This is a genomic window from Pseudomonas sp. AOB-7 (assembly GCF_003696305.1).
Lineage (GTDB): Bacteria > Pseudomonadota > Gammaproteobacteria > Pseudomonadales > Pseudomonadaceae > Aquipseudomonas.
This window is the reverse complement of the sequence record NZ_RFFK01000004.1, coordinates 137,981-161,156: the sequence shown is the minus strand read 5'-3', so window position 1 is coordinate 161,156 and position 23,176 is coordinate 137,981. Positions and strand designations below refer to the sequence as shown.

Annotated in this window: 19 protein-coding genes and 1 tRNA gene; 16 read left to right on the top strand and 4 right to left on the bottom strand. The window is 67.1% G+C overall.

Annotation, left to right across the window (positions count from 1 at the left end):
* Positions 1-121 precede the first annotated feature (121 nt).
* The 5 genes from phnL to EA796_RS09605 are packed head-to-tail and all read left to right on the top strand — an operon-like array spanning position 122 to position 4,529.
* Positions 122-838 carry a phosphonate C-P lyase system protein PhnL gene (gene phnL, locus EA796_RS09625; RefSeq protein WP_122108453.1) on the top strand — a complete coding sequence of 239 codons (717 nt, stop codon included), beginning with the start codon at positions 122-124 and terminating at the stop codon, positions 836-838.
* The gene (locus EA796_RS09620; protein WP_122108452.1) at positions 828-1,973 is read left to right on the top strand and encodes an alpha-D-ribose 1-methylphosphonate 5-triphosphate diphosphatase; all 1,146 of its coding nucleotides are present in this window, start codon (positions 828-830) and stop codon (positions 1,971-1,973) included. Before phnL ends, EA796_RS09620 begins: the two co-directional genes overlap by 11 nt.
* Positions 1,973-2,530 (top strand): phosphonate metabolism protein/1,5-bisphosphokinase (PRPP-forming) PhnN, encoded by a 558-nt coding sequence (gene phnN, locus EA796_RS09615; protein ID WP_122108451.1) that lies wholly within the window; start codon positions 1,973-1,975, stop codon positions 2,528-2,530. Before EA796_RS09620 ends, phnN begins: the two co-directional genes overlap by 1 nt.
* Entirely contained in the window at positions 2,521-3,285 is a 765-nt protein-coding gene (gene phnP, locus EA796_RS09610) for a phosphonate metabolism protein PhnP (protein WP_122108450.1), read from the top strand. The genes phnN and phnP overlap by 10 nt, the downstream gene beginning before the upstream one ends.
* The gene (locus tag EA796_RS09605; RefSeq protein WP_256679197.1) at positions 3,282-4,529 is read left to right on the top strand and encodes a nitrate/nitrite transporter; all 1,248 of its coding nucleotides are present in this window, start codon (positions 3,282-3,284) and stop codon (positions 4,527-4,529) included. Before phnP ends, EA796_RS09605 begins: the two co-directional genes overlap by 4 nt.
* 54 nt (positions 4,530-4,583) lie before the next feature.
* On the opposite strand, the gene EA796_RS09600 is transcribed toward EA796_RS09605, so the two are convergent.
* Positions 4,584-5,051: an Lrp/AsnC family transcriptional regulator gene (locus EA796_RS09600; protein WP_003247035.1), complete on the bottom strand. Its 468-nt coding sequence runs from the start codon at positions 5,049-5,051 to the stop codon at positions 4,584-4,586.
* Positions 5,052-5,248: 197 nt separating this feature from the next.
* On the opposite strand from EA796_RS09600, the gene EA796_RS09595 reads away from it, so the two are divergent.
* The 3 genes from EA796_RS09595 to EA796_RS09585 all read left to right on the top strand — a co-directional run bounded on the left by EA796_RS09595 (position 5,249) and on the right by EA796_RS09585 (position 11,326).
* Positions 5,249-8,716 (top strand): indolepyruvate ferredoxin oxidoreductase family protein, encoded by a 3,468-nt coding sequence (locus EA796_RS09595; protein WP_122108449.1) that lies wholly within the window; start codon positions 5,249-5,251, stop codon positions 8,714-8,716.
* Positions 8,717-8,796: 80 nt separating this feature from the next.
* On the top strand, positions 8,797-9,855 hold the full coding sequence (locus tag EA796_RS09590) for a Glu/Leu/Phe/Val dehydrogenase dimerization domain-containing protein (protein ID WP_122108448.1): 1,059 nt from the start codon (positions 8,797-8,799) through the stop codon (positions 9,853-9,855).
* 76 nt (positions 9,856-9,931) lie between these two features.
* Complete coding sequence (locus EA796_RS09585) at positions 9,932-11,326, top strand: sodium-dependent transporter (protein ID WP_122108447.1); 1,395 nt, start codon at positions 9,932-9,934, stop codon at positions 11,324-11,326.
* Between the two features lie 84 nt (positions 11,327-11,410).
* Here the strand turns inward: EA796_RS09585 and EA796_RS09580 are convergent, their stop codons facing one another.
* The gene (locus EA796_RS09580) at positions 11,411-11,887 is read right to left on the bottom strand and encodes a GNAT family N-acetyltransferase (protein WP_122108446.1); all 477 of its coding nucleotides are present in this window, start codon (positions 11,885-11,887) and stop codon (positions 11,411-11,413) included.
* Between the two features lie 122 nt (positions 11,888-12,009).
* Between EA796_RS09580 and EA796_RS09575 the strand changes: the two genes are divergently transcribed.
* The 7 genes from EA796_RS09575 to EA796_RS09545 all read left to right on the top strand — a co-directional run bounded on the left by EA796_RS09575 (position 12,010) and on the right by EA796_RS09545 (position 19,300).
* Positions 12,010-12,084: transfer RNA gene (locus EA796_RS09575), tRNA-Arg, on the top strand.
* Between the two features lie 309 nt (positions 12,085-12,393).
* Positions 12,394-13,731, top strand: a complete 1,338-nt coding sequence (locus EA796_RS09570) for a lysine N(6)-hydroxylase/L-ornithine N(5)-oxygenase family protein (RefSeq protein WP_122108445.1) — start codon at positions 12,394-12,396, stop codon at positions 13,729-13,731.
* Positions 13,728-14,927, top strand: a complete 1,200-nt coding sequence (locus EA796_RS09565) for an MFS transporter (RefSeq protein WP_122108444.1) — start codon at positions 13,728-13,730, stop codon at positions 14,925-14,927. The genes EA796_RS09570 and EA796_RS09565 overlap by 4 nt, the downstream gene beginning before the upstream one ends.
* Positions 14,917-15,501: a GNAT family N-acetyltransferase gene (locus EA796_RS09560; RefSeq protein ID WP_256679196.1), complete on the top strand. Its 585-nt coding sequence runs from the start codon at positions 14,917-14,919 to the stop codon at positions 15,499-15,501. The genes EA796_RS09565 and EA796_RS09560 overlap by 11 nt, the downstream gene beginning before the upstream one ends.
* A complete protein-coding gene (locus EA796_RS09555; protein WP_122108442.1) occupies positions 15,498-17,360 on the top strand; it encodes an IucA/IucC family siderophore biosynthesis protein in 1,863 nt (620 codons plus the stop codon). Before EA796_RS09560 ends, EA796_RS09555 begins: the two co-directional genes overlap by 4 nt.
* A 168-nt stretch (positions 17,361-17,528) precedes the next feature.
* Positions 17,529-18,713 (top strand): aromatic ring-hydroxylating dioxygenase subunit alpha, encoded by a 1,185-nt coding sequence (locus EA796_RS09550; RefSeq protein ID WP_021443062.1) that lies wholly within the window; start codon positions 17,529-17,531, stop codon positions 18,711-18,713.
* Between the two features lie 179 nt (positions 18,714-18,892).
* Positions 18,893-19,300, top strand: coding sequence for a TonB-dependent receptor domain-containing protein (locus EA796_RS09545; protein ID WP_158603095.1), 408 nt, complete (start codon positions 18,893-18,895; stop codon positions 19,298-19,300).
* A 42-nt stretch (positions 19,301-19,342) separates the two neighbouring features.
* Here the strand turns inward: EA796_RS09545 and EA796_RS09540 are convergent, their stop codons facing one another.
* Together EA796_RS09540 and sstT are read right to left on the bottom strand one after the other, a co-directional pair.
* Positions 19,343-20,101, bottom strand: a complete 759-nt coding sequence (locus EA796_RS09540; protein WP_122108440.1) for a siderophore ferric iron reductase — start codon at positions 20,099-20,101, stop codon at positions 19,343-19,345.
* 157 nt (positions 20,102-20,258) lie between these two features.
* Complete coding sequence (sstT, locus tag EA796_RS09535) at positions 20,259-21,482, bottom strand: serine/threonine transporter SstT (RefSeq protein WP_122108439.1); 1,224 nt, start codon at positions 21,480-21,482, stop codon at positions 20,259-20,261.
* Positions 21,483-21,862: 380 nt separating this feature from the next.
* Between sstT and EA796_RS09530 the strand changes: the two genes are divergently transcribed.
* Positions 21,863-23,104: a glutamine synthetase family protein gene (locus EA796_RS09530; protein WP_178082552.1), complete on the top strand. Its 1,242-nt coding sequence runs from the start codon at positions 21,863-21,865 to the stop codon at positions 23,102-23,104.
* The last annotated feature ends 72 nt before the right edge of the window (positions 23,105-23,176 follow it).

The window sequence follows — 23,176 nt, the reverse complement described above, 5'->3', positions numbered from 1 at the left end:
ATGACGCTTTTCTCATCCACCAGCGAGTCGTCATCGGTGGATGGATAAAGCGCCATCCACCCTACAACCGACCACCCGTAGCTCCGAGGAAACCAGGGCTACGACGGTAATAGAGGTAGGTATGAACAACCTGATCGAGGTCAGCGGCCTCAGCAAGACCTTCACCCTGCACCAGCAGAACGGCGTCGTCCTGCAGGTGCTGCGTGACCTGAATTTCGCCGTGCGCGGCGGCGAGTGCCTGGTGCTGCACGGCCAGTCCGGCGCCGGCAAGTCGACCCTGCTGCGCACCCTGTACGGCAACTACCTGGCGGCCGGCGGCAGCATCCGCATCCGTCACCAGGGCGCGCCGGTGGAGCTGGTCGGCGCCGAGCCGCGCCAGGTGCTGGCGGTGCGTCGGCAGAGCCTGGGTTACGTCAGCCAGTTCCTGCGGGTGATTCCGCGCGTGTCGACGCTGGACGTGGTGATGGAGCCGGCGCTGGCCCGTGGCTGGACGCGCAGCGACGCCGAGGCGCGGGCCAAGCCCCTGCTGAGCCGGCTGAATATCCCTGAGGCGCTCTGGCAACTGGCGCCGGGCACCTTTTCCGGCGGCGAGCAGCAGCGCGTCAATATCGCCCGCGGCTTTATGGTCGAGTGGCCGGTGCTGCTGCTCGACGAGCCCACCGCCTCACTGGACGAGGCCAACCGCCAGGTGGTGCTGGAGCTGATTCTCGAGGCCAAGGCGGCCGGCAGCGCGCTGATCGGCATCTTCCACGACCGCATCGCCCGCGAGGCGGTGGCCGACCGTTACCTCGACATGAGCGTCGCGGCGGCGCAACCGGAGTACGTCTATGTCGTCTGAACAGATTCTCAGCAACGCCCGTATCGTCACCGCCGAGCGCGAGTTCCTCGGCACCCTGCTGCTGCGCGACGGGCTGATCGCCGCGGTGGACGAGGGCGCCAGCCGTCTGCCGCAGGCCCAGGACCTGGGCGGCGACTACCTGCTGCCGGGGCTGGTGGAACTGCACACCGACAACCTGGAAAAGCATATGAGCCCCAGGCCGGGAGTCGATTGGCCGTCGGCCTCGGCGGTGCTGACCCACGATGCGCAGATCGTCGCCGCCGGCATCACCACGGTGTTCGATGCGCTTTCCATCGGCGATATCAACCCGCGTGGCCGGCGCATGCAGCAGCTGCCGGCGATGATCGAGGCCATCGCCGCCAGCGAGGCGGCCGGGCAGACCCGCGCCGAGCATCGCCTGCACCTGCGCTGCGAGCTGTGCCACCCCGATGCCCTGAGCCTCTACCGCGACCTGGTGGAGCACCCGCTGGTGGCCTTGGTGTCGGTGATGGACCACTCGCCCGGCCAGCGCCAGTTCGCCAAGGTGGAGAAGTACCGCGAGTACTACATGGGCAAGTACCACCTGAGCCCGGCGGAGATGGAGGAGTTCCTCCAGGAGCAGATCGCCAACTCGCGCCAGTACAGCGACCGCCAGCGCCGCGCCATAGTCGAGGACTGCCACGCCCGCGGCATCTCCGTGGCCAGCCATGACGACGCGACCCTGGCCCACGTGCAGGAGTCGGCCGGTTTCGGCATGGCCATCGCCGAGTTTCCCACCACCCTGGAAGCGGCCAGGGCCAGCCACGAGCTGGGCCTGAAGGTGCTGATGGGCGCGCCGAATCTGGTGCGTGGTGGCTCGCACTCCGGCAATATCGCCGCCGCGGAGCTGGCACGCCACGGCGTGCTGGATATCCTCTCCAGCGACTACTACCCGGCCAGCCTGCTACACGCGGCCTGGCTGCTCGCCGGGCAGGACAACGACTATGATTTGCCGGCGGCCATCGCCACCGTGAGCCGCGCGCCAGCCAGGGCGGCCGGGCTAGATGATCGAGGCGAGATCCGCGTCGGCCTGCGCGCCGACCTGGTGCAGGCCAGGGCGCATGGCCAGCAACCGGTGATCCAGCAGGTGTGGCGCCAAGCACGAAGGGTGTTCTGATGCAGGGCAGGTTGATCTATCTGATGGGGCCTTCGGGCTCGGGCAAGGACAGCCTGTTGCAAGCCGCACGTGCGCCGCTGGAGGCGCACGGCTGCCGTTTCGCCCGGCGGGTGATCACCCGCAGCGCCGAATCGGTCGGCGAGGATGCCCTAGGGGTCAGCCCGGCGGAGTTCGAGCGCCTGCAGGGCGAGGGTGCCTTCGCCCTGAGCTGGCGCGCCAACGGCCTGGCCTACGGCATCCCGCGCGAGATCGATGACTGGCTGAGCGCCGGCCAGGATGTGCTGATCAATGGTTCGCGCGGTCATCTCGCTGCCGCCCGCCAGCGCTATCCGGATCTGCTGGCGATTGTTCTGCAGGTCGACGAAGCGGTGCTGCGCCAGCGCCTGCTGGCTCGCGGCCGGGAAACGCCGGAGCAGATCGAACAGCGCCTGGCGCGCAGTCGCCAGTTGCAGCAGGAGGAGAGGGCAGGCACCGTCATCCTCGACAACTCCGGCCCCCTGCCGCACACCGTCAGCCGTCTGCTGCACCTGCTCGACGAGGCTCGCCGATGCGCCTGACCCTGCTCGGCACGGGAGACGCCCGTCAGGTGCCGGTCTACAACTGCAGCTGCCCGGCCTGCGACGCCGCCCGCGTCTATCCGGCGCGCCGCCGTGGCCCCTGCTGCGCACTGATCGAATGCGGCACGCAGCGCTGGCTGATCGACAGCGGCCTGACCGATCTCACCGAGCGCTTCGCGCCGCATAGCCTCAGCGGCATCCTGCAGACCCATTACCACGCCGACCACGCCCAGGGCCTGCTGCATCTGCGCTGGGGCCAGGGGCTGATCATCCCGGTGCACGGGCCTGGTGATCCCGCGGGCCTGGCCGACCTGTACAAGCACCCCGGCATTCTCGACTTCAGCCAGCCGTTCGCCGCCTTCGAGCGCCGCGCATTGGGTGAGTTACGGGTCACCGCCTTGCCGTTGACGCATTCCAAGCCGACCTTCGGTTACTTGTTCGAAGGGCAAGGGCTCGAAGGGCAGGGCCGGCGCATCGCCTACCTTACCGACACGGTCGGCGTACCCGAGGCCAGCTGCGCCGAGCTGGATCGTGCGCCGCTGGATCTCTTGGTGCTCGATTGCTCCACCGCGCCGCAGCCGCTGGCGCCGCGCAACCACAACGACCTGACCCGCGCCCTGCAAGTGGTCGAGCGCCTGCGCCCGCAGGAGACCGTGCTGACCCATATCGGCCATAGCTTCGACGCCTGGTTGCTGGATCATCCCGACGCGCTGCCGCCCGGGGTGACGCTGGCCAGCGACGGGCGCGTGCTGTGAACAACGCCCGTCGCCTGACGTTGCTGCTGTGCACGGCCGAGACCCTGGGCATGGCCGGCTTCGCCCTGTTCGCCGCGCTGCTGCCGGAGTTCCAGCAGCTGTGGGGGCTCTCCAACACCGAGGCGGGCTGGATCGGCGGCGGCTTCTTCCTCGGCTACATGCTCGCCGTGCCGGTTCTCACCGGCCTGACTGACCGTCACGACGCGCGACTGATCTACCTGGTGGCCATGCTGCTGACGGCGCTGGCCAGTGCCGGTTTCGTCTTCGCCGAAGGCTTCTGGTCGGCCCTGGCCTGGCGGGTGCTGGCCGGTATCGGCCTGGCCGGCACCTATATGCCGGGACTCAAGGCGCTCTCCGAGCGTATCGACGGCGCCGCGCAGTCGCGCGCCATCGCCTTCTACACCGCCAGCTTCGGCCTGGGCACGGCGCTGTCCTTCATTCTCGCCGGCGAGCTGGCCAAACTCGGCGGCTGGCAATTGCCGGCGCTGCTCAGCGGCGCCTGCGCCTTGCTGGCCTGGGCCATGGTGCAGTGGGGGCTGGCGCCCAAACCGGTGGTGGCCCATGAGCCACGTCGGCTGCTGGACCTGGCGCCGCTGAAAAGTCGCGCGGTGCTGGCCTACTGTCTGGCCTATGCGGTGCATAACCTGGAGCTGTTCGCCCTGCGTGCCTGGCTGGTGGCCTTCGTGGTGTTCGCCGGGCACTTGCAGGGCGTCGAGCCCTGGCTGTCCGCCACCTGGGTGGCGATGCTGGCGACCCTGATCGGCATGCCGGCGAGCATCCTCGGTAACGAGCTGGCGCTGCGGGTCGGCCGTGAGCGCTGGCTGATCGCGGTGATGCTGATGTCGGCGCTGCTGGCCGGGCTGATCGGCCTGGGCGCGGCGCTGCCGTTCTGGGCGTTGCTGCTGTTGATCCTGCTCTACGCGGTGACCGTCACCGCCGACTCCGCCTCGCTCACTGCCGGGCTGATCGGCGCCGCGCCGGCCAGCCACCGCGGCGCGGCCATGGCGCTGTATTCCTGCACCGGCTTTACCGGCGCCTTCCTCGGACCGCTGCTGTTCGGCATGTGCCTCGACGCTCTGGGCGACGACCGGTTGCTCGGCTGGTGGGCGGCCTTCGCCCTGATGGGGCTGCTGCTGTTGCTCGGGCCGCTGGCCTTGCGCTGGGCGGGGGCGGCCCCTGGGGATTCCGGGGCAGAGGCGACCTTGGTGCGCACGGCGCAGCCTGGGGGCCAACGGCTGCCTTAGGCCTCGGCTTGCGCTCGCCGGACTGATACAGGGTGCGCACGGCCGGCGGCGGCCCTAATCCAGCGGCAGCTCGGTGGTGCGCTTGACCTCGCTCATGGCGATATGCGAGTGCGCCTCCTGCACGTGCGGGCGCTGCAGCAGGTGGTCGCGCAGAAAGCGTTCGTAGTCGGCGATGTCGCGGGCCACCACCTTGAGCAGGTAGTCCGAGCCGCCGGCCATGGTGTAGCACTCCAGCACCTGCGGGTAGCCCACCACCGCCTGCTCGAACTCCTCCAGATTGCCGCGGCCGTGGGCCGACAGCTTGATGTCGACGAACACCGTCATGCCCAGGCCCAGCTGCTTGGGGTTGAGCAGGGCGACCTTACGTTCGATCAGGCCTTCCTCCTGCATGCGGTGGATGCGCCGCCAGCAGGGCGACTGCGACAGCTCGACCTTCTCCGCCACCTCGGCGGCGGACAGGTCGGCGTCGTGCTGCAGCAGGCGGAGAATCTTGCGGTCGATGGGGCTCAGCTTGTCCTGCATGACTGTTTCCAATTTCTTGTGATTGTTGGAAGGATCATGCGCAGTATCGGCAATTCGGCCCGCAAATAGAAAGAAAAAAGCGGAACTCCTCGGTCATGATCTTTGCCAGTCGTCCCGTACAGCGATCCTGGCGGGGCAGAACAGGGTGGCACCCACCGTTGCCATCCAAGGTCGCCATAAGAATAAAAGGAGCGCCCATGTCACTGGCCGAGATCCGCCTGGATGACAAGTACCGTCTCGCCACCGGTCACCTCTACCTGACCGGCACCCAGGCGCTGACCCGCCTGCCCATGCTGCAGAAGCAGCGTGACGCCGCCCATGGTCTGAACACCGCCTGCTTCATTTCCGGTTACCGCGGCTCGCCGCTGGGCAACCTGGACAAGAGCCTGTGGGACGCCAAGCAGTACCTCAAGGACAACCACATCCACTTCCAGCCCGGGGTCAACGAAGAGTTGGCCGCTACCGCCTGCTGGGGCAGCCAGCAGACCAGCCTGTTCCCCGGCGCGCGCTACGACGGCGTGTTCGCCATGTGGTACGGCAAGGGCCCGGGTGTGGATCGCTGCGGCGACGTGTTCAAGCACGGCAACTCGGCGGGCGTATCGCCCCATGGCGGCGTGCTGCTGCTGGCCGGCGACGACCATGGCTGCAAGTCCTCGAGCATCGCCCACCAGAGCGAGCACGCCTTTATCGCCGCTTCGATTCCGGTGCTGAATCCGGCCAACGTCCAGGAAATCCTCGACTACGGCATCATCGGCTGGGAACTGTCGCGCTACAGCGGCTGCTGGGTGGCGCTGAAAACCATCGCCGAGAACGTCGATTCCTCGGCCGTGGTGGAAGTCGATCCGCTGCGGGTCGAGGTGAAGACTCCCACCGACTTCAAGCTGCCGGAAGACGGCGTGCATATCCGCTGGCCGGACCCGCCCCTGGTCCAGGAAAAGCGCCTCAACACCTACAAGATCTACGCCGCGCGCGCCTTCGCCCTGGCCAACAACCTCAACCAGATCAAGCTGGATTCGCCCAACCCGCGTCTGGGCATCATCACCACCGGCAAGTCCTACCTGGATGTACGTCAGGCGCTCAACGACCTCGGCCTGGACGAGGCGCTCTGCGCCCAGGTCGGCCTGCGCGTGCTCAAGGTCGGCATGAGCTGGCCGCTGGAGCCGGTGTCGGTGCACGAGTTCGCCGAGGGCCTGGACGAGATCCTGGTGGTGGAGGAAAAGCGCAGCATCATCGAAGACCAGCTGACCGGCCAGCTCTACAACTGGCCGGTGGGCAAGCGCCCGCGGGTGGTCGGCGAGTTCGACGAGGACGGCAATTCTCTGCTGCCGAACCTCTCCGAGCTGACCCCGGCGATGATCGCCCGGGTGATAGCCCGGCGCCTGGCGCCGATCTATTCCAGCCCGGTGATCGAGGAGCGTCTGGCCTTCCTCGCCGCCAAGGAGGCGGCGCTGGCCGCGCCCAAGCACCACACCGCGCGCACCCCGCATTTCTGCTCCGGCTGCCCGCACAACAGCTCGACCAAGCTGCCGGAGGGCAGCCGCGCCCTGGGCGGCATCGGCTGCCACTACATGACCCAGTGGATGGACCGCAACACCGACACCTTCACCCAGATGGGCGGCGAGGGCGCTACCTGGATCGGCCAGGCGCCGTTCACCGACACCCCGCACGTGTTCCAGAACCTCGGCGATGGCACCTACTTCCATTCCGGCCAGCTGGCGCTGCGCGCTTCGGTCGCCGCCGGGGTCAATATCACCTACAAGATTCTCTACAACGATGCGGTGGCCATGACCGGCGGCCAGCCCATCGACGGCGAGCTGCGCATCGACCAGCTCAGCCAGCAGGTCTATGCCGAGGGGGTCAAGCGCATCGCCCTGGTCAGCGACGAGCCGGACAAGTACCCGACCCGCGCTACCTTCGCGCCCATCGTCACCTTCCACCATCGCCGCGAGCTGGACGCCGTGCAGCGCGAGCTGCGCGAGTTCAAGGGCGTGTCGGTGATCCTTTACGATCAGACCTGCGCCACCGAGAAGCGCCGCCGGCGCAAGCGCGGCAAGCTGGTGGATCCGCAGAAACGCGCCTTTATCAACCCGGCGGTGTGCGAGGGCTGCGGCGACTGCAGCGTCAAGTCCAACTGCCTGTCGGTGCTGCCGCTGGAGACCGAGCTGGGGCGCAAGCGCGAGATCGACCAGAACGCCTGCAACAAGGACTTCAGCTGCCTGGAAGGCTTCTGCCCGAGCTTCGTCACCGTGCATGGCGGTAGCCTGCGCAAGCCCGAGGCCGTCGGCCTGGGCGCGCTCTTCATCGCCCTGCCGGAGCCGCGCCAGCCTGCGCTGGAGCGGCCATGGAACATCCTCCTGCCCGGCGTCGGCGGCAGCGGCGTGACCACGGTCGGTGCGCTGCTGGGCATGGCCGCGCATCTCGAAGGCAAGGGCTGCACGGTGCTGGATCAGGCCGGCCTGGCGCAGAAGTTCGGCCCGGTGGTCACCCATATCCGCATCGCCGCCAAGCAGGACGATATCTACGCGGTGCGCATCGCCGCCGGCGAGACCGATCTGCTGCTCGGTTGCGACCTGGTGGTGGCGGCCAGCGAGGAAGCCCTGGCCAAGCTCAACGACAAGATCGCCCATGCGCTGGTCAACAGCCACGAGGCGGCCACCGCCGAGTTCACCCGCAACCCCGATGCCCAGGTGCCCGGCGCCGCCATGCGCGAGGCCATCGTCGAGGCGGTCGGCGCGGCCAAGACCCAGTTCGTCGACGCCACCCGCCTGGCTACCCGCCTGCTCGGCGACAGCATCGCCACCAACCTGTTTATGCTCGGCTACGCCTATCAGAAGGGTCTGGTGCCGGTATCGGCCGAAGCCATCAACAAGGCCATCGAACTCAATGGCGTGGCGGTGCAGCTCAATCAGCAGGCCTTCCTCTGGGGCCGTCGCGCCGCCCACGACCTGGCCGCGGTGGAGAAGCTGGCCGCGCCCAAGGTGGTCGAGGCGCCGCGTTGCCAGAGCCTGGAGGAGATCGTCGAGGATCGTGCGCAGCGTCTGAGCGCTTATCAGAATGCCGCCTACGCCGCGCGCTACCGCGAGCTGGTCGAGCGCGTGCGCCAGGCCGACACTGACGCCGAGCAGCGCCTGAGCAAGGCGGTGGCGCGCTACTACTTCAAGCTTTTGGCCTACAAGGACGAGTACGAGGTGGCGCGCCTGTACAGCGACGCCGCCTTCCGCAAGCAGCTCGAGGCCCAGTTCGAGGGCGACTACCAGCTGCAGTTCCACCTGGCGCCGAGCTGGCTGAGCAAGCCCGATCCGGTCACCGGTCAGCCGCGCAAGCGCGCCTTCGGCCCCTGGATGCTCAAGGCCTTCGCCGTGCTGGCGCGCTTCAAGTTCCTGCGCGGCACGCTGCTCGATCCGTTTGGCCACAGTGCCGAGCGCAAACTCGAACGCGAGCTGATCGAGGACTACGAGGCGACCGTCGCCTATCTGCTCGCCGAGCTCGATGCCGGCAACTACCGCACGGCGGTGGCGCTGGCCGAGATTCCCGAGCAGATCCGCGGCTACGGCCACGTCAAGGAAGCGGCGCTGGCCAAGGCGCGCGAGCAGGCCGTGCAGCTCAAGGCGCGCATGGCCGTCAGCGAAATCGCCGCGGTGCAGCTGTTCGAGCCGGCCGCCTGATATTCCCCCGTCACCCCTTGCCACCCCCTCCCGCCTGGGAGCGGGGCGGCCTTTTACAATCCGATACCCGAGGTAACCCGATGTCCGTCTTCACCCACGTCGACTTCGATCAGCACGAACAGGTGGTCTACGGCCACGACAAGGCCAGCGGCCTGAAAGCCATCATCGCCATCCACGACAGCACCCTCGGCCCGGCCCTGGGCGGCTGCCGCATGTGGAACTACGCCTCGGACGAGGAGGCGCTGCGCGACGTGCTGCGCCTGTCGCGCGGCATGACCTACAAGTCGGCCCTGGCGCGCCTGCCGCTGGGTGGCGGCAAGGCGGTGATCATCGGCGATCCGCACAGCGGCAAGAGCGCGGCGCTGTTCCAGGCCATGGGCGATTTCGTCGACAGCCTCGGCGGGCGCTACATCACTGCGGCGGACTCCGGCACCGGCGTGGCCGAGATGCAGATCATGGCCGAACGCACCCGCCACGTGGCCGGCGCCGGCCAGCGCGAAGCCTTCGACGGCGGCAGCCGCGATGGCGATCCGTCGCCGTCCACCGCCTACGGCGTGTTCGTCGGCATCCAGACGGCGGTGGCCCATCGCCTCGGCCGTCAGGACCTTTCCGGCATCCGCGTGGCCATCCAGGGCGTCGGCCAGGTCGGCTTCGGCCTGGCCAAGCTGCTCAAGGACGCCGGCGCCCAGCTGTGGGTGACCGATATCCAGGCCGCCAACGTGCAGCGCGCGGTCGCCCAGCTCGGCGCCACCGCGGTCGGCCAGCACGATATCTACGGCCTCGACGTCGATGTCTTCGCCCCCTGCGCCCTGGGCGCCATCGTCAACCCGCAGACCCTGGAGGCGCTGCGCGCGCCGATCATCGCCGGCGCCGCCAACAACCAGCTGGCCGACGCCAGCCTGGCCGAGACCCTGCGTCGCCGCGAATGCCTGTACGCGCCGGATTACGCGATCAACGCCGGCGGCATCATCGACGTCTGCTACGAGCGCACCGGCGGCAGCGCCGCTCAGCTCAGGGCGCATATCGAAGGCATCGGCCCGACCCTGACGGAGATCTTCCAGCGCGCCGAGCGCGAGGGCGCCACCACCACCGCGATCGCCGACCGCATGGCCCGCGAGCGCCTGCAGGGCGGCCTCTGAGCCGCGCGCACCGAACCCGGGGTGGCTCGACCACCCCAGCCTCCTGACTTTCACAACAACAAGAGGGCAAGTCCCAATGAGTCAAGACAGCATCGCCGCCGGCGCCTTCGCCGGTGCCTCCAGCAGCGCCGGCCGAGGCCTGTGGTCGTCGCGCTGGGTGTTCTTCCTTGCCGCCACCGGCTCGGCCGTGGGCCTGGGCAATATCTGGAAGTTCCCCTATATCACCGGGCAGAACGGCGGCGGCGCCTTCGTCCTGGTCTACCTGGCGTGCATCCTGGCCATCGGCATCCCGCTGCTGATGGCCGAGGTGATGATCGGCCGCCGCGGCCGCGCCAACCCCGAAGGCGCCTTCGCCGCCCTGGCCAAGGAGGCGCGGGCCAGCCGGCACTGGCGCTGGCTGGGTACCCTGGCGGTGCTGACCGGCTTTCTCATTCTCAGCTTCTACACGGTGATCGCCGGCTGGGCCGTGGCCTACACCCCGGCGGCCATGAGCGGCAGCTTCGCCGGGTTGAACGGCGAGAGCAGCGGCGCGCTGTTCGGCGCCATGCTGGCCGACCCCTGGCAGCTGGCCGGCTATGGCACCCTGGTGCTGGCGCTGACCCTCGGCATCGTCGCCTTCGGTGTGCGCGGCGGCCTGGAGCGCTCGCTGCGTTTCCTCATGCCGGGGCTGTTCATCCTGCTGCTGGTGCTGGTGGGCTATGCCGCCACCACCGGGCATTTCATGCAGGCGGTGCATTTTCTCTTCGACGCCGACTTCAGCAAGCTCAGCGCCCAGGGCGTGCTGGTGGCGCTGGGGCATGCCTTCTTCACCCTGAGCCTGGCCAGCGGCGCGATGATGGCCTACGGCTCCTACCTGCCGGCCGGCACCTCGATCGCCAAGACCGCGCTGATGGTGGCCCTGGCCGATACCGGGGTGGCGCTGCTGGCCGGCCTGGCGATCTTCCCGCTGGTGTTCGCCAACGGCCTGGAGCCGGGCGCGGGGCCGGGGCTGATCTTCGTCACCCTGCCGATCGCCTTCGGCCAGATGCCCCTGGGCCAGCTGGTCGGCGGGCTGTTCTTCATCATGCTGGCGATCGCCGCGCTGACCTCGGCAATCTCCCTGAGCGAGCCGACCATCGCCTGGCTGACCGAGAAGTTCGGCATCAGCCGTTTCAGGGCGGTAGCGCTCAGCGGCATCGCCCTGTGGCTGCTGAGCCTGGGCACGGTGCTGTCGTTCAATGCCTGGAGCGAGGTGACCCTGCTGGGCAAGACCTTCTTCGACAGCCTGGATTACCTGACCACCAACCTGCTGATGCCGCTGGGCGGCCTGGCCACCGTGCTGTTCGCCGGCTGGGCGCTGAGCCGCAAGACCGTGCAGGAGGCCATCGGCATCGAGCAGCCCGGGCTGTTCGCGCTGTGGTGGCAGGTGCTGCGGGTGGTCACCCCACTGGGCATCCTGGTGGTGTTCCTGCATAGCCTCGGGTTGTTCTGACAACCGCTGGATGGCAGATGGATAAGGCGTCATCCACCCTAGGTCGGGTAGGGTGGATAACGCGCAGCTTATCCACCAAAGGCCTCAATCCAGCGCCAATGCCAAGCTGACGCCATGGGGCCGGAAGCCCAAGCCCTCATAGAAACGGTGCGCGGCCTCGCGGCTCTGGCTGCTCGACAGCGCCAGCTTGTAGCAGCCCCAGGCGCGGGCGTGCTCCGCTGCGCGCTGCATCAGCGCCTGGCCGATACCCAGGCCGCGCGCCTCGCCGTCGACCACCACGTCTTCGAGGATCGCCGAGCGGGCGAAGTTGTGCGCCAGGTGTTCGATCAGGATCAGGGTGCAGGTGCCGAGCAGTTTGCCGCCGCGTTCGGCCACCAGCACCAGGCGATCCTTCGCCGGCTCGGCGAGGCGCAGGGCGAGCAGGGCGGCGTCGGGCGGCGGTTCGTCTTCGCCCAGTTGCTGCAGCAGGGCGGCCAGCGGCTTGGCGTCGGCGCTGCAGGCGGCGCGGATGACGTAAGCGGCGAAGGGCGAGTCGGGCAGGGTATCGGTGAGGCTCGGCATGGCGTGGCTCCCGGGCGGTGGATCGAAGGAGTATGGCGCGCTGTGCGTGGCGGTGGCATGACAAATCCGTGCGACGCCGCTAAGATGCCGCCCGGCCTTCGCGATCCCTTGCGCACGGCCTTGTCCCCTTAGTTCAACGGATAGAATAAGCCCCTCCTAAGGGCTAGATGCTGGTTCGATTCCAGCAGGGGACGCCACCTTCATCCTCTCCGATCCGCCGCGGTTCTCCGCACTTTCCTCTGATTCAAAACGACCGGCCTCCGCTATCGGACGCGTTTCAGGTGCCTGACATGGCGCTTGTGAATGCCTCGCTTGACCTCCTTTGAAAGCCCGCGGGACCTCTAAACCGCGGCTTCTGTTCCCCTGGTCTCCGTCCCGACTCGCCTTTGAAAGGCCGTGCTAAGACGCACGTCTCTATATCAGCATTTATTCTTATACGCTGTTGCAAATCATTATCATCAAGGTCTAGTATCCGCCCACTTTCATCCGGACTGATGAGGCGCGACATGACCACGGAATTGCCCTACGACTTCATTGCCATAGGCCTGGGGCCTTTCAATCTCGGGCTGGCATGCCTGGCGGAGCCTCTGGGGACCCGCAGCCTGTTTCTCGACCGAAAGGCCGAATTCAGCTGGCACCCCGGCATGCTGCTGGGCGGCGCCACGCTACAGAATCCCTTCCTCGCCGATCTGGTCTCGATGGCCGATCCCACCAGCCGTTTCAGCTACCTCAACTACTGCAAGCAGCAGGGCCGCTTGTACAACTACTACATCCGCGAGAACTGGTACCTGTCGCGCCAGGAGTTCGACCGCTATTGCAAGTGGGCGGCGGCGCAGCTGGACAACCTGCGTTTCCAGCATGAGGTGCAGGAGATCTGGTACGACGCCGCGCTGCCCGGTTATGTCCTGGCAGGGGTGCGTGGCGATACCGGCGAAGGCTTTCAGTACAGCTGCCGCAAGCTGGTGATCGGCATCGGCGGTGTGCCGCACGTTCCCGCCTGCTGCAGCCCGGGCGACGTCCGCCAGGCGCTGCATACCTCGGCTTACCTGGGGAGCAGGCAGGCGCTGCAGCGGTGCCGCAGCATCACCGTGATCGGCAGCGGGCAGAGTGGCGCCGAGGTCTTTCAGGACCTGCTGGAGCAGGCGCCGCGGCATGGCTACCAGCTGAACTGGGTGACCCGTGCGCCGCGCTTCTTCCAGATGGAGAACGCCAAGCTCACCCTCGAGTTGATCACGCCGGACTACGGTCGCTACTTCTACGGCCTTGGCGACGGGGTCAAGCAGCAGATACTCAATGACCAGCGCAGTATCTACAACGGCATCAATCAAGCGCTGATCGAGCGCATCTACCAGACCTTGGACGAGCGGCAGCAGCAGGGCCTTGCCGGTGTCCGGCTGCTGCCCAACCTGGCGCTGCAGCAGTGTCGGCGAGACGCTACCAGCGGGCAGTGGCAACTGGAGTTTCAGCACGCTCAGACGGGCGCGCGTTATGGCCATGCGACCGATGGGCTGGTGTTCGCCACCGGCTATCGCTACCAGCTGCCGAGCTTCATCGAAGGCATTCGCGAGCGGATTCGCTGGGATGCCCAGGGGCGTTACGCCCCCTCGCCGAACTGGGCGGTGGATCATCGGGACCGCGAGATCTTCGTGCAGAACGTCGGCTTGCACAGCCATGGCCTGACCAACCCCGATCTCGGCCTGGCCTGCTGGCGCAACGGGCGCCTGCTCAACCAGCTGACCGGGCGCGATGCCTACCCTTGCGAGGCGCGCACCGCCTACCAGGACTTCCAGCCGCCGGCCGACAGCGGCTTCGTCGCGCTCGGGCAGGGGGGCGTTTCTGCATGAACCTGCGCACCACCATTCTGATCATGTCGGGCTTCGGCGTGATCAGCGATTCGATTCTGATCGCCTTCTACCCGCAGTTCTTCGAAACCCGTTACGGCGTGACCAGCCCGGTGCACGTGGGGGCCTATATCGCCGCCATCTCGATTGCGGTGATGTGCATGCTGCCGGTCTGGGCACGGGTCGCCAGGCGCATCGAGACCATGCACCTGCTGCTCTACACCCAGGGGGCGGCAGCGCTGTTCTGCCTGGCCTCGATCTGGGCGCCGAGCGTCGAGAGCTACTGGGGGCTGAGCCTGATGATGTTCATGACCAAGGCCAGCTACCTGCTGATGTTCCCCTACCTGATGCGCCTGGAGGAGCCGCAGAACCACAGCCTGGTGATCGGCCTGCTGTCGGTGGTCATCCATATCGGCGCGATCTTCGGCGCTGCCGTCGGTGGCATGGCGCTGGAGCATCACGGGCCGAGTTTCTGCATTGCCCTGATGGCCGCCGGGGATCTGGCGCAGATGGCACTGTGTCTCTACCTGATCCGCACGGGACGGGTGGTCAAGGTACTCAGCCGCGAGGAGCAGAGCGGCCAGGCGCCGGTACCGCGGCGCAGCCCGCAGGCGCTGTCGGCGCTGCTCAAGCTGTGCCTGCTGATGTTTCTCTTCGACTTCAGCGCCTACCTGGTGCGGCCGTTCTTCACCCTGTACTGGGAGGCGCGCACGGGGCTGCACGAGCCGCTGCTGACCGGCCTGGTGTTCGCCATCCCCGGCATCGTCGCCTTGCTCGCACTGCTATTCAAGCACCTGGTCGCGCAGCCGCCGCGCTGGGCCGATCACACCCTGTTCAACCTGTTGCTCGGTGCGCTGGGGCTGGCGCTGCAGGCCAGCGACTCGCTGGAGCTGATCATCGTCGGCCGCTGCCTGTATGGCTGGGCGCTGTATCAGGTGATCGTCAAGCTTGAGGTCACCCTGTTCAAGGTCAGTACGCCGGATGCCTATGCCCGCGACTTCGGCGTGACCAACTTCTTCCAGAATCTCGGCGTGCTGCTGTCTTCGTTCGGCGCCGGGTTCCTGGTCAACCTGGTCGGTATTCCGCTGACCTTCGTCATCGCTGCGGCAGGCCTGCTGCTGACGGCGATCATCGACCGCGGCTGGTTCGGCGTCGACCGCCGGCATGCCGCTCCGGGAGAACTCTGCCATGCCAACTGAAGCCATTGCGCTGAGCCGTCCGCGGGCGTTGCTCGATCCGCATTTCACCTTGCGGCCGCTGCGCCTCGACGAGGATGTCGCGGTGATCCACCCCTGGTACCAGATGGATTACGCCCACTACTGGAACATGCAAGACATGACCCTGGAGGCGACCCGCGACTTCTACGCCGACGCCATGGGCAGTGGCCATATGCGTGCCTTTATGGGTTTCTACCGTGGCGCGCCGGCCTTCGTCATGGAGTGCTACGACCCCCGGCACGACCCGCTCGGCAAGCTCTATGCGGTGCAGCCTGGTGATCTCGGCATGCACTTTTTCGTCGGCCCGAGCACCCAGCCGATTCGTCACTTTACCCGTGACGTGCTGCGCGCGGTGATGGCCTTTCTCTTCGACGAACTCGGTGCCCGCCGCGTGGTGGTGGAGCCGGACATTCGCAATCACAAGGTGCATCGCCTCAATCGCCTGGTCGGCTTCGTCGAGCAATGGCCCGTGGAGCTGCCTGCCAAGACTGCACTGCTGGCGTTCTGCACGCCCGCCGATTTTTTCCAATCACTTGAAGGATCAAGCCCGCTATGACTTCTCCTCGTCTGGATCATCCTGTCGCTGCCGTCGCCCACCTCACCCCGGAGCTGTGGCGCAAGGTCAATCGCTTGCTGGTGCGCAAGGCCCTCGCCGAATACGCCCATGAGCAACTGTTCAACCCGAAGTTGTTGGGTGCGTCCGAACGCGAAGGCTGGCAGCGCTACGAATTGGCGGCCGACACCGAGGGCTGCGTGTATCGCTTCGAGGCGCGCAGCATGGCCTTGCGTCATTGGCATATCGAGCCGGCCAGCATCGAACGCCTGCTCGATGGCCAGCCGCAGGCGCTCGATGCGCTGACCTTCGTCATCGACTTCAAGCGCACGCTGGGCATTCCGGCGGACAAGCTGCCGGTGTATCTGGATGAAATCAGCAGCACGCTCTACGGCGCCGCCTTCAAGCATGGCGAACGCGCGCTGAGCAGCGCCGAGCTGGCCGATGCCGACTACCAGACCATCGAGGCGGCGATGATCGAGGGCCACCCAGGCTTCGTCGCCAACAACGGCCGCCTGGGCTTCAACGCTTTCGACTACCACGCCTACGCACCGGAAACCGGCTCGCGCTTCGCTATCATTTGGCTTGCTGTGCACCGCGACAACGCGCACTTCGCCGCCGTACCTGGGCTGGACCACGAGCAACTGCTGCGTGAGGAACTGGGCGAGGCGCAGTTGCAGGCCTACCGCCAGCAATTGCAGGAGCAGGGGCTGAATGCCGATGACTACCTGCTGATGCCGACCCATCCCTGGCAGTGGTTCAGCAAGCTGAGCCTGATGTTCGCCGCCGACATCGCCCAGCGCAAAATCGTGCCGCTGGGGCGCAGCAGCGACGAGTACGTCGCCCAGCAGTCGCTGCGTACCTACTACAACCTGTCGCAGCCGCAACGCTGCTACGTGAAGACCTCGCTGTCGATTCTCAACATGGGCTTCATGCGCGGCCTGTCGCCGTACTACATGGCCGGTACGCCGGCGATCAACGCCTACCTCGACCAGTTGATCGGCAGCGACCCGGTGCTGCGTGAATACGGTTTCAGCATCCTGCGCGAAGTCGCCTCGGTGGGCTATCGCAACCGCTACTACGAGGCGGCCCTGGACACCGACAGCCCGTACAAGAAGATGCTCTCGGCGCTGTGGCGGGAGAGCCCCGGCAGCCGCCTGAACCGCGGTGAGCGGCTGATGACCATGGCCGCGCTGTTGCACGTCGACCCGCAGGGCCAGGCGCTGCTGCCCGAGCTGATCCGCCGCTCCGGGCTGACCCCGCGGGCCTGGATGCGCCGTTACCTGGACGCCTTCCTGCGACCGCTGATGCACTGCTTCTACGCGCACCATCTGGTGTTCATGCCGCACGGCGAGAACCTGATTCTGGTGCTCGACGGCCACGTGCCGGTGCGCGCGATCATGAAGGACATCGCCGAGGAGTCGGCGATTCTCGACAAGGACGCGCAGATGCCGCCGGGGCTGGAGCGTTTGGCCGTGGACGTGCCGGAGGACTACAAGATCCTCGGCATCTTCATCGACGTGTTCGACGGCGTGTTCCGCCATATGAGCCAGATCCTCGAAGAGAACCAGTGCATGAGCGAGGCCGAGTTCTGGCGTGGTGTCGCCGAGTCGGTGATCGACTATCAGCGCGCGCACCCGGAGCTGGCCGAGCGCTTCGCGCGCTACGACTTCTTCGCGCCGAGCTTCCTGCATTCGTGCCTGAACCGCCTGCAGCTGAAGAACAACCTGCAGATGGTCGACCTGGCCAACCCGGCGGGCAGCCTGATCATGGCCGAGCCGCTGGCCAACCCGGTCGCCCCGTTCGCGCCGCGTAGCGAGCGCCAACCGGCGCCACGGCGTAGCGCCGAGCTGCAGCGCTAGCTGCCCGCCCCGTCAGGCGGCGCCTGGCGGGGCATCGACTTCCATGGCCCGGATTGGGTCATAGCCCAGAGCCTGAGGCGTTGCTGCGCCGACGCGGGCGGGATCGGTGCAGGCCGATTTCCGCTGGCCGGTGCCCGTCCGCCTCGCACTCGCTGCAAGGAGCCAAGCATGTACAACCCCAGTCGCACCGCTCAGTTTGCCGCCACGCCCTACGATTTTCGCCCCACCGAGCCGCAGTTGCCGATTCGCAGTTACTGCGACCCGGCGATCTACGAATGCGAGCAGGAGCTGATCTTCCGCCACTGCGCCAACTACATCGGCCACGAGAAGATGGTGCCCGAGCTGGGCGACTGGTACGCGCTGCCGCATGAGGAGCACAGCCGCATCCTGGTGCGCAACGAGCATGGCGTGGAGCTGCTGTCCAACGTCTGCCGTCACCGTCAGGCGCTGATGCTCGGCGATTTCAGCCCGGGCAGCGATGCCAGTGCGGTGCGCCGCGGCAATCTGCGCGCCACCGGCAACCGCATCCTGTGCCCGCTGCACGCCTGGACCTACGACAGCAGCGGGCTGATTGTCGGTGCGCCGAAGTTTGCGCAGAAACCCTGCCGCAATCTGCCGCGTTACCCCCTGCACAACGTCGCCGGCTTTCTCTTCGAGGGACCGCGCGATCCAGTCGCCGACATCGGCGCGCTGTTCCGCCGCCCGGACATGGATTTCTCCGACTACCAGCTCGACCACGTCGAGATGCACCCGTGCAAGTGCAACTGGAAAACCTTCATCGAGATCTACAACGACGACTACCACATCGCCTCCTTCCATCCCGGCCTGCGCCGCTACGTGCGCAGCGAGGGGCTGCAGTGGGACTACGGCGACTGGTACAGCCTGCAGCGCATCAACGTGAACCCCAACCTGGCGCGTGCCGGCACCGATACCTACCGCGCCTGGCATGAAGGCCTGATGGCCGTGCATGGCGATGCCGCGCCGGATTTCGGCGCCATCTGGGCCAGCTACTACCCGACCCACATGATCGAGGTGTTCCCCCACGCCCTGGTGCTTTCCACCGTGTATCCCAAGGGCGTGCACGAGTGCCTCAACGTCGTCGAGTTCTACTACCCGCAGGCGCTGTGCGAGGGCAACCGCGAGCTGGTCGAGGCGCACCGCGCCGCCTACATGGAAACCGCCATTGAGGACGACGAGATCGCTGAGCGAACCGATGCCGGCCGGCGTGCGCTGTACCAGCGCGGCATCGATGACAGCGGCCCGTACCAGATACCGCTGGAGGAGGGCATGCAGCATTTCCACGGCTGGTATCGCCAGGTGATGGGCCAGGCCCTGGCAGCCGAGCGCCGCTGAGGCGCGCGTATCGGCCCGACATGGAGGTTGCCGCGATGAACTGCAGTCTCCTTGCGCTGCGCCAACGCCTTATCCCACTCAACCAAGAAAAAGTGTCTGCCCATGAGCGCGATGTATCACTCACGGCACCCGGCGCACCTGCGCGCCAGCTGCAGCCCCCGCATACTGGCCATGGCCCTGTGTCTGGCGCCACTGGCCTGGCCAGTGGTGGCCTGACTCGTCTGTTCTCGATTCGCGATGGCGATGGCAGCCGCACGCGCACCTTCATTCCGCAGAACAGCCTGTATCTCGCCACCACCTATCGGGTGCTGCAGGTGCAGGGCCTGAAGCTGGGCGGCAGCGTCAATTGGCAGGGCGAGATCGTCCGCGAGCAGGGCACGTCCACCAGCGGCGCGACCATCGTCAGCCGTCAGGGCTCCTACGCCGTGGTCAATGCGCTGGCCCGCTACGACATCGACTCGCACTTCAATGTCTCGCTCAACGTCAACAACCTGTTCGACCGCAAGTACCTGACCGGCCTGTACTGGGCGCAGTCCTACTGCGCGCCGTCGCGCAATGCGACCCTGAGGCTGAGCTGGACGTACTGAGCAAGGCTGTACAGCGCCGCCGGCGCCTGGCCGGCGGCTGCTTCAGTCCACCTTTGCCAGTTCCTCGCGCAGACGGCGCTGGCGTTCCGCCGGCTTGAGCTTCGGGCAGGTGCTGCAGAATTCGCCGTCTTCGCGGCGAAAATGCTGGCAGCAGGCGTTGCGTCCCAGCGCCAGGCACTCGCGGCCGTCGTCCAGGCGAACCTCGAGCAGTGCGCTGCTGCGTGGCATGGCTAGCGCTCGCAGCCAGCAGGCCTCCAGTTCGCGCAACGCCGAGTTGGGCAGGCCCAGCCGGCGCTGCACCAGTAGCAGCGCGGCTCGCGTGCAATCGACGGCGAACAGTCTGGCGAGCTTGGGATGGATGCTGGCGACGCGGTCGAACTCGTCCAGTTGCCGTTCGACGAAATCGCCAATCTGCCCGGCGGCGAGGGCGATCAACTCTTGCTGCTCGCCGCGCTGCGGGCTATGCGACGGCAGGCTGAAGCCACCGACGAAGCCGTCGCAGACCGATTGCCCCAATTGTCCCAGGCAGGGTGCGCGGTGCTGCAGGTGCACGGCCAGCAGGCTGAGGTAGATCGGTTGCCAGATCAGCAGGGTCCAACTGCGGGTGGTCCAGTAGTGGCGGCCGGCGCCGGGGTGGGCGCGTTGCCAGTGCGCGTGCAACGCGGCGATCCGTTGCGGGTTGCCTGGGCTAGCGCACTGCAGCTGATCGGGGCTTGGCGTGCCGATACGGCCGTGTAGGGCAGGGACAGTGGCGCGCAGGGTGGTAAGCAGCGCGGCGAGGTCGCCAGAGGCATCGGACATGAAGGTGAAACCCTGCAGCTTCGCGAATGGTTCGGGGCGGTGGCAGGGAATCTAGCAGGACATTGCTAATGATACAAATTAGCAATTAGGAATATGTTTCATTGGTAAGCAAGAGGCCCACGCTGGGTGGGCCTCTTGCCGTGATACGCGTCGGCGATCAGCCGTCGCTGCGCTCCTGCGCCATGCATGCGGCGGCGGTGAACAGCACGTCGGTGGAGGAGTTCAGCGCGGTTTCCGCCGAGTCCTGGACGATGCCGATGATGAAGCCGATGGCCACCACCTGCATCGCCACCTCGTTGGGGATGCCGAACAGGCTGCAGGCCAGCGGGATCAGCAGCAGCGAGCCGCCGGCCACGCCCGAGGCGCCGCAGGCGCTGATCGAGGCCAGCACGCTGAGCAGCAGGGCGGTCGGCAGGTCGACGGCGATGCCCAGGGTATGCACCGCGGCCATGGTCAGGATGGTGATGGTAATCGCCGCGCCGGCCATGTTGATGGTGGCGCCCAGCGGGATCGACACCGAGTAGGTTTCCTCGTGCAGGCCCAGGCGCTGGCTCAGCTGCAGGTTGACCGGGATGTTGGCCGCCGAGCTGCGGGTGAAGAAGGCGGTCAGGCCGCTCTCGCGCAGGCAGGTGAACACCAGCGGGTAGGGGTTGCGGCGGATCTTCCAGTACACCAGCACCGGGTTGACCAGCAGCGCCACCAGCAGCATGCAGCCGACCAGCACCACCAGCAGGTGCAGGTAGCCGAGCAGGGCATCGAAGCCGGATTCGGCCAGGGTCGCGGCGACCAGGCCGAAGATGCCCAGCGGCGCCAGGCGGATCACCAGCTTGACGATGGCGGTGACGCCATCGGACAGATCGCCCAGCAGCTGCTTGCTGCCGGTGCTGGCATGGCGGAAGGCGAAGCCGAGGCCGATGGCCCAGGCCAGGATGCCGATGAAGTTACCTTTGAGCACCGCATTCACCGGATTGTCGACGATATTCAGCAGCAGGGTCTTGAGCACCTCGCCGATGCCGCCGGGGGGCGTCAGTTCGGCGGCCTGGCTGCTCAGCACCAGCGCCGAGGGGAAGGCGAAGCTGGCCACCACCGCCACCAGCGCGGCGCTGAAGGTGCCGATCAGGTACATCAGCAGGATCGGGCGGATATGGGTCTGCTGGCCGTGCTGGTGGTTGGCGATGGACGACATCACCAGAATGAACACCAGTACCGGCGCCACCGCTTTCAGCGCCGAGACGAATACGTTGCCGACGAAGCCGACGGACAGCGCCGCCTGCGGGGCGATCAGGGCGAGGACGATACCGGCCAGCAGGCCGATGAAAATCTGCATCACCAGGCTGGTGCGGTTGAGCAGCTGCAGGGCAGGGTGAATGGCTTCGGACATCGCGGGAGTCTCTGGTTGCTGGGCCGCGCCACAAGTGGCGCTGGGCCCCGGGCGACAGGGCTTCCGGCCGGGCGCGAGAGGCTCGGCGGAAAAAATAGCGCGCGACTCTAGCACAGTCGCAGCGGGCGTCGACCGCGGCGGGGCGATCAGGGCGACAGGGTGCAAGCCGGTGTCGCATCTCGGCAAGCAGCGAGTGCTTGAAATATCGAACATCCGCTGCGTATTTTGTCCATCTCGCCGTCGGCCGACGGTATTCGAGCACACAAGGACAACCACAGATGAGCACTGCCAGCTGCCCTGCACTGGAAACCCTCCTGCGCGGCATCGACGAAATCGAGTGCGTGACCCCGGACCTCAACGGCGTGCCGCGCGGCAAGGTGATGACCGCCGCCGGCTTCCTCGAAGGGCGGCGGCTGCAACTGGCCCGCGGCGTGCTGCTGCAGTGCATCATGGGCGGCTACCCGCCGGCGCGTTTCTACGGCGGCGACGACGGCGACCTGGCGCTCAACGCCGTGCCGACGCAGATCCACCGCCTGCCCTGGAGCGAGCCGCCGCGCGCGCTGGCCATCTGCGACGCCGACGAACTGGACGGACGCAGCAGTGGCCTGTCCACCCGCGGCCTGCTCAAGCGCGTGCTGGCGCGCTACGCCGAGCATGGCTGGCAGCCGGTGGTGGCCACCGAGCTGGAGTTCTTCGTGTTCGCGGCGAATGCCGATCCGCTGCAGCCGTTCCAGCCGCCGGTCGGTCTGGACGGCCGCCGCGAGGATGGCGGTGCGGCGTTCAGCGTCAGCTCCGGCAACGGCCTGCGCCCCTTCTTCGCCGAGGTCTACCGCTGCATGGCGGCGCTCGGCCTGCCGCGCGACACCTTCATGCACGAGATGGGCGTCAGCCAGTTCGAGATCAACCTGCTGCACGGCGATGCGTTGCAACTGGCCGACCAGACCCTGCTGTTCAAGCACCTGCTCAAGGAGGTCGGGCTCAAGCACGGTCTCAGCGTGGTGTGCATGGCCAAGCCGCTGGCGCATACCCCGGGCAGTTCCATGCATATCCACCAGAGCGTGGTGGAGCGGGGCAGCGGGCGCGATATCTTCAGCGCCGACGACGGCGAGGCGACGGCGGCCTTTTATCACTTCATCGGCGGTCAGCAGGCGGCGCTGGCCGATTTCACCCTGCTGTTCGCCCCCCATGTGAATTCCTACCAGCGCCTGTGCCATCCCTATGCCTCGCCGAACAATGCCTGCTGGTCGGCGGACAACCGCGCCGCCGGCCTGCGCATCCCGGCCAGTGCGCCGGTGGCGCGGCGGGTGGAGAACCGCCTGCCGGGCGCCGATGCCAACCCCTATCTGGCCCTGGCCGCCAGCCTGGCCGCCGGGTTGCACGGTCTGGAGCGCGAGCTGCAGCCGAGCGCGCCGATCCAGGGCGAGTTCGAGGTGCCCGACGAATTGGCGCTACCCTGTACCATGCACGCCGCCATCGAGCGTCTGAAACGCAGCGAGTTGGCGGTCGAACTGTTCGGTGCGGAATTCATCGAAGGTTACATCGCCAGCAAGACCCTGGAGCTGACCAGCTTCTACGATGAAATCACCCCCTGGGAGCGCCGCGTGCTGGCCGCGCAGGCCTGACCGGCCGCCGCTCCCTATGTATTCGCGCAGTACCGCGCGCCCTGCCGGGCGCGCCCCGCACAAGGAGCCGTA

Bases quoted from the DNA above. Each gene is read 5' to 3' on its own strand.
- phnL (WP_122108453.1), top strand. From the start codon at position 122: ATGAACAACCTGATCGAGGTCAGCGGCCTCAGCAAGACCTTCACCCTG.
- EA796_RS09620 (WP_122108452.1), top strand. From the start codon at position 828: ATGTCGTCTGAACAGATTCTCAGCAACGCCCGTATCGTCACCGCCGAG.
- phnN (WP_122108451.1), top strand. From the start codon at position 1,973: ATGCAGGGCAGGTTGATCTATCTGATGGGGCCTTCGGGCTCGGGCAAG.
- phnP (WP_122108450.1), top strand. From the start codon at position 2,521: ATGCGCCTGACCCTGCTCGGCACGGGAGACGCCCGTCAGGTGCCGGTC.
- EA796_RS09600 (WP_003247035.1), bottom strand. From the start codon at position 5,051: ATGCAGGACAAGCTGAGCCCCATCGACCGCAAGATTCTCCGCCTGCTG.
- EA796_RS09595 (WP_122108449.1), top strand. From the start codon at position 5,249: ATGTCACTGGCCGAGATCCGCCTGGATGACAAGTACCGTCTCGCCACC.
- EA796_RS09590 (WP_122108448.1), top strand. From the start codon at position 8,797: ATGTCCGTCTTCACCCACGTCGACTTCGATCAGCACGAACAGGTGGTC.
- EA796_RS09585 (WP_122108447.1), top strand. From the start codon at position 9,932: ATGAGTCAAGACAGCATCGCCGCCGGCGCCTTCGCCGGTGCCTCCAGC.
- EA796_RS09580 (WP_122108446.1), bottom strand. From the start codon at position 11,887: ATGCCGAGCCTCACCGATACCCTGCCCGACTCGCCCTTCGCCGCTTAC.
- EA796_RS09570 (WP_122108445.1), top strand. From the start codon at position 12,394: ATGACCACGGAATTGCCCTACGACTTCATTGCCATAGGCCTGGGGCCT.
- EA796_RS09565 (WP_122108444.1), top strand. From the start codon at position 13,728: ATGAACCTGCGCACCACCATTCTGATCATGTCGGGCTTCGGCGTGATC.
- EA796_RS09560 (WP_256679196.1), top strand. From the start codon at position 14,917: ATGCCAACTGAAGCCATTGCGCTGAGCCGTCCGCGGGCGTTGCTCGAT.
- EA796_RS09555 (WP_122108442.1), top strand. From the start codon at position 15,498: ATGACTTCTCCTCGTCTGGATCATCCTGTCGCTGCCGTCGCCCACCTC.
- EA796_RS09550 (WP_021443062.1), top strand. From the start codon at position 17,529: ATGTACAACCCCAGTCGCACCGCTCAGTTTGCCGCCACGCCCTACGAT.
- EA796_RS09540 (WP_122108440.1), bottom strand. From the start codon at position 20,101: ATGTCCGATGCCTCTGGCGACCTCGCCGCGCTGCTTACCACCCTGCGC.
- sstT (WP_122108439.1), bottom strand. From the start codon at position 21,482: ATGTCCGAAGCCATTCACCCTGCCCTGCAGCTGCTCAACCGCACCAGC.
- EA796_RS09530 (WP_178082552.1), top strand. From the start codon at position 21,863: ATGACCGCCGCCGGCTTCCTCGAAGGGCGGCGGCTGCAACTGGCCCGC.